General features: G+C 69.6%; 6 protein-coding genes. All 6 read left to right on the top strand.

Annotated features, from left to right (window positions below; genetic code table 11):
- Positions 1-650: phage terminase large subunit family protein (locus V7050_RS18655; RefSeq protein ID WP_442885715.1), on the top strand; the 650-nt coding region annotated here is incomplete at its 5' end.
- Between the two features lie 59 nt (positions 651-709).
- The gene (locus V7050_RS18650) at positions 710-1,885 is read left to right on the top strand and encodes a phage portal protein (RefSeq protein ID WP_324367643.1); all 1,176 of its coding nucleotides are present in this window, start codon (positions 710-712) and stop codon (positions 1,883-1,885) included.
- Positions 1,885-2,130, top strand: a complete 246-nt coding sequence (locus V7050_RS18645) for a GTA head formation protein, RCAP_rcc01685 family (protein WP_324367641.1) — start codon at positions 1,885-1,887, stop codon at positions 2,128-2,130. Before V7050_RS18650 ends, V7050_RS18645 begins: the two co-directional genes overlap by 1 nt.
- 11 nt (positions 2,131-2,141) lie before the next feature.
- Positions 2,142-2,702, top strand: a complete 561-nt coding sequence (locus V7050_RS18640; protein WP_324367639.1) for an HK97 family phage prohead protease — start codon at positions 2,142-2,144, stop codon at positions 2,700-2,702.
- A gap of 41 nt (positions 2,703-2,743) precedes the next feature.
- Positions 2,744-3,943 (top strand): phage major capsid protein, encoded by a 1,200-nt coding sequence (locus V7050_RS18635; RefSeq protein WP_324367637.1) that lies wholly within the window; start codon positions 2,744-2,746, stop codon positions 3,941-3,943.
- Positions 3,944-4,095: 152 nt separating this feature from the next.
- On the top strand, positions 4,096-4,306 hold a 211-nt coding region (locus V7050_RS18630; RefSeq protein WP_324411002.1), incomplete at its 3' end, for a phage fiber-tail adaptor protein.

Here is a 4,306-nt window from a genome sequence, read left to right as displayed (position 1 = left end):
GCTACGGCGGCACGCGGCTGGGGCGGCAGGAGCTCGACGGCGAGCTGATGCTCGACGTCGAGGGCGCGCTCTGGACCTGGGACATGCTGGAGGCGGCGCGGGCGCCGCGGGCCTTCGAGCTCGACCGGGTGGTGGTGGCGGTCGACCCGCCGGTGACCAGCGGCAGCTCGGCGGACGCCTGCGGCATCGTCGTCGCCGGGGTGGAGGCCAAGGGCCCGCCGCAGGACTGGATCGCCCAGGTGATCGCCGACGGCTCGATCGCCGGCGCCTCGCCGCGGGGCTGGGCCGAGCGGGCGGTGGCGCTCTTCCACGCCCATCGCGCCGATAGGCTGGTGGCCGAGGTCAACCAGGGGGGCGAGCTGGTCGCCGCGCTGATCCGCCAGGTCGATCCGCTGGTGCCCTTCCGGGCGGTGCGGGCGAGCCGGGGCAAGGTCGCGCGCGCCGAGCCGGTCGCCGCCCTCTACGAGCAGGGACGGGTGTCGCATCGCGAACCGTTCCGTGAGCTGGAGGCCGAGATGGCCGCCATGACCACCAGCGGCTTCACCGGAAGCGGCAGCCCCGACCGCGTGGACGCGCTGGTCTGGGCGATGACCGATCTGATGATCGATCCGGCCGCGAGCTATCTCGAGCCGCGCATCCGCCGGCTCTGAACCGACCGACGGTCCAGCGGGCCATTCGCCGAAACTCGCAATTCAGGAGCAAGCTTTTCATGGTCTTGCAGTATTTCCGCATGTCGAAGGGCTCCGTTCCCGAAGCGAAGGCCTCGGCGGCGGCGCCGGTGGTGGCGTTCCACGGCAACGGGCGGGTCGCCTGGTCCTCGCGCGACACCGCGACGCTGACCCAGGTCGGCTTCCTGCGCAATCCCGTGGCCTTCCGCTGCGTCAAGGTCATCGCCGAAGCCGCCGCGGCGGTGCCGGTGGTGGTGCAGGACGCCGACCGGCGCTTCGACACGCATCCGCTGCTCGACCTCTTGGCCGCGCCGAACGCCGGCCAGAGCGGGGCGGCGCTGATGGAGACCTTCTACGGCCATCTGCTCCTGACCGGGGACGGCTATCTCGAGGCGGCGGGCGAGACCGCCTCGGGGGGGCCGCGCGAGCTCTACGTGCTGCGCTCGGACCGGATGAAGACGGTGCCCGGTTCCGACGGCTGGCCGGTGGCCTATGAATACGTCGTCGGCGCCCAGAAGCATGTCTTCGACATGCGCCAGGAGCGGGTGCCGGTGCTGCACGTCAAGAGCTTCCACCCGCAGGACGACCATTACGGGCTCTCGCCGCTGCAGGCGGCGGCAAGCGCAATCGACGTGCACAACTCCGCCAGCACCTGGTCGAAGGCGCTCTTGGACAACGCCGCACGGCCCTCTGGCGCCATCGTCTACAAGGGCGCGGACGGGCAGGGTTCGCTGGCCTCGGACCAGTATTCGCGGCTGGTCGAGGAGCTCGAGACCTATCACCAGGGCGCGCGCAACGCCGGGCGGCCGATGCTGCTGGAAGGCGGGCTCGACTGGAAGCCGATGGGCTTCTCGCCCTCGGACATGGAATTCCACCGCACCAAGGAGGCGGCGGCGCGGGACGTGGCGCTGGCCTTCGGGGTGCCGCCGATGCTGCTCGGCCTGCCGGGCGACAACACCTACGCCAATTACGCCGAGGCGCATCGCGCCTTCTACCGGCTGACGGTCCTGCCCCTGGTCTCCAAGACCCTGGCGGCGATCTCGGGCTGGCTGCCGGCCTATTACGGCACGCCCTTCGCGATCAAGGTCGACGAGGACAACGTGCCGGCGCTGGCCGAAGAGCGCGAGGCGCTCTGGCGGCGCATCACCAAGGCGACCTTCCTGAGCGACGCGGAGAAGCGGCAGATGCTCGGCCTGCCGGGGTCGCAGGAAAGCTGATGTCCGGCAGCGCCCGCGGCGGTGGCTCGCGCTTCCTCTACGAGCCCTTCGACGTCGCCCATGCGAGGATCGACGTGCACGAACGCATCACCCAGGAACGCTGGTCCCAGCTCGAGCGGAGGCTCAACCACATCGAGGTCACGCTCGACCGGCTGGAGCGGCGGATCTGGCTCGCGGTCTATGGCGCGGCCTCGCTGATCATGGCCGACATCGCCTACGGCCTCATCACAATCTCGGTCTCCTGAGGGAAGGTGCAATGATCCATCAGACAAGCGGATTCAGCCCGCTGGAAACGAAATTCCGCGGCTTCGACGGCGAGCTCGCGCTCAAGGACGAGACCGAGATCGCGGGCTATGCCTCGATCTTCGGGGCGGCCGATCATGGCGGCGACGTGGTGCAGCCGGGCGCCTATGGCGCCTCGCTCGCCGCGCTCGCCAAGGCGGGGCGCGGCGTGAAGATGCTCTGGCAGCACGATCCCTCGCGCCCCATCGGGGTCTGGGACGAGGTGCGCGAGGACAAGCGCGGCCTCTTCGTGCGCGGACGCCTCCTGCCGGAAGTGCAGGCCGGGCGCGAGGCGCTGGTGCTGCTGAAGGCCGGGGCGATCGACGGGCTGTCGATCGGCTACCGGACCTTGCGCAGCGAGAAGGCGGCGGGCGGCAAGCGCCTGCTGCACGAAATCGAGCTCTGGGAGGTCTCGCTCGTGACCTTCCCGATGCTCTCCGACGCGCGGGTGCAGGCCGAGATCTCCGAGGAGGAGGCGGACCTGGCGCGGACCCTGACGGATGCTTTCCGCGAAGCCAGGGAACTCCTGGCGTGACCTCACGCCGCCAGAATCATCAGTCACCGAGGAATTCACTGATGCAGAAACCTGAACAGAAGTCCCGGGCGGAAGCCGCCGCGTCGGGTCAGAACCCGCATCTGGAGGTCAAGACCGCCTTGTCCGGGTTTCTGAACGAATTCAACAATTTTCAGTCTGAAATCAAATCGAAGCTCAAGGAACAGGAAACCCAGCTGGCCATGCTCGACCGCAAATCCATCGCCATGTCCCGCCCCCCGCTCGCGCGTGGCGCCGAGACCGAAACGCCGCACAAGAAGGCCTTCGCGGCCTATCTGCGCTCGGGTGACGACGACGGCCTGCGCGGCCTGCGCGTCGAGGAAAAGGCGCTCTCGACCGCCGTCGCCGGCGACGGCGGCTATCTCGTCGATCCGCAGACCGCCGCGGAGATCGTCGGCGTGCTCCGCTCCTCGGCGTCGATCCGCACCATCGCCAATGTGGTGAGCGTCGAGGCCTCGGCCTTCGACGTGCTGGTCGATCATTCCGACATCGGCGCCGGCTGGGCCAACGAGACCTCCGAGCGCACCGAGACCGGCACGCCGCAGGTCGACCGCATCTCGATCCCGCTGCACGAGCTCTCGGCCCTGCCGAAGGCGAGCCAGCGCCTGCTCGACGACAGCGCCTTCGACGTGGAGGGCTGGCTGGCCCAGCGCATCGCCGACAAGTTCAGCCGGGCGGAGGCGAGCGCCTTCATCTCCGGCGACGGCTACGACAAGCCGACCGGCTTCCTGAGCTATCCCAAGGTCGACAACGAGCTCTTCGCCTGGGGCTCGCTCGGCTATGTGCCGACCGGGGCGGACGGCGATTTCAACGCCAGCGATCCGGCCGATGCGGTGGTGGATCTGGTCTATTCGCTCGGCGCCCGCTACCGCGCCAACGCGACCTTCGTGATGAACTCCAAGACCGCCGGCGCGGTGCGCAAGATGAAGGACGCGGACGGCCGGTTCCTGTGGTCGGACGGCCTGGCTGCCGGCGAGCCGGCGCGGCTGATGGGCTATCCGGTGCTGATCGCCGAGGACATGCCCGACATCGCGGCGGATGCCTATGCCATCGCCTTCGGCGATTTCCGCGCCGGCTACACCGTCGCCGAGCGCCCGGACCTGCGCATCCTGCGCGATCCCTTCTCGGCCAAACCGCATGTGCTCTTCTATGCCACCAAGCGCATCGGCGGTGACGTGAGCGACTTCGCGGCGATCAAGCTCCTGAAATTTGCGGCGAGCTGAGGAACGGGGAGACCCCGCCCGACGCCGGCGCAAACAGGTCCGTCCCGCCTGACGGGGCGGACCGGCACACCCTCGTATCTTCCAGTCGCTGCTCCTCCCTCCGCTCGGGCGGTACGGGGGTGTGTTCCCTGCCTGCCTTTTTCCCGAAGACCATGACCGGATACGTTCTCAAGCGCGCCGGCGATCCGCTGCGGGTCGCCCTCGACTGGCGCAGGGGCTACCTGCGCCCGGACGAGTGCGTCGCGTCCCCCGAGGGATGCGACGTGCACCCCGCCCGCGGCGGCGACCCGAGCCTCGCGGTGACGACGACCGACCACGACGACGACCGGACCCGGCTGACCCTGGAGGGCGGCCGGGCCGGCG

Source organism: Amaricoccus sp. (assembly GCF_036846665.1).
Taxonomy (GTDB): Bacteria; Pseudomonadota; Alphaproteobacteria; order Rhodobacterales; family Rhodobacteraceae; genus Amaricoccus.
This window is presented reverse-complemented; position numbering and strand designations above follow the sequence as displayed.

Excerpts from the sequence above, each read along its gene's own strand:
- V7050_RS18635 (WP_324367637.1), top strand. The coding sequence starts at position 2,744 with ATGCAGAAACCTGAACAGAAGTCCCGGGCGGAAGCCGCCGCGTCGGGT.
- V7050_RS18650 (WP_324367643.1), top strand. The coding sequence starts at position 710 with ATGGTCTTGCAGTATTTCCGCATGTCGAAGGGCTCCGTTCCCGAAGCG.
- V7050_RS18645 (WP_324367641.1), top strand. The coding sequence starts at position 1,885 with ATGTCCGGCAGCGCCCGCGGCGGTGGCTCGCGCTTCCTCTACGAGCCC.
- V7050_RS18640 (WP_324367639.1), top strand. The coding sequence starts at position 2,142 with ATGATCCATCAGACAAGCGGATTCAGCCCGCTGGAAACGAAATTCCGC.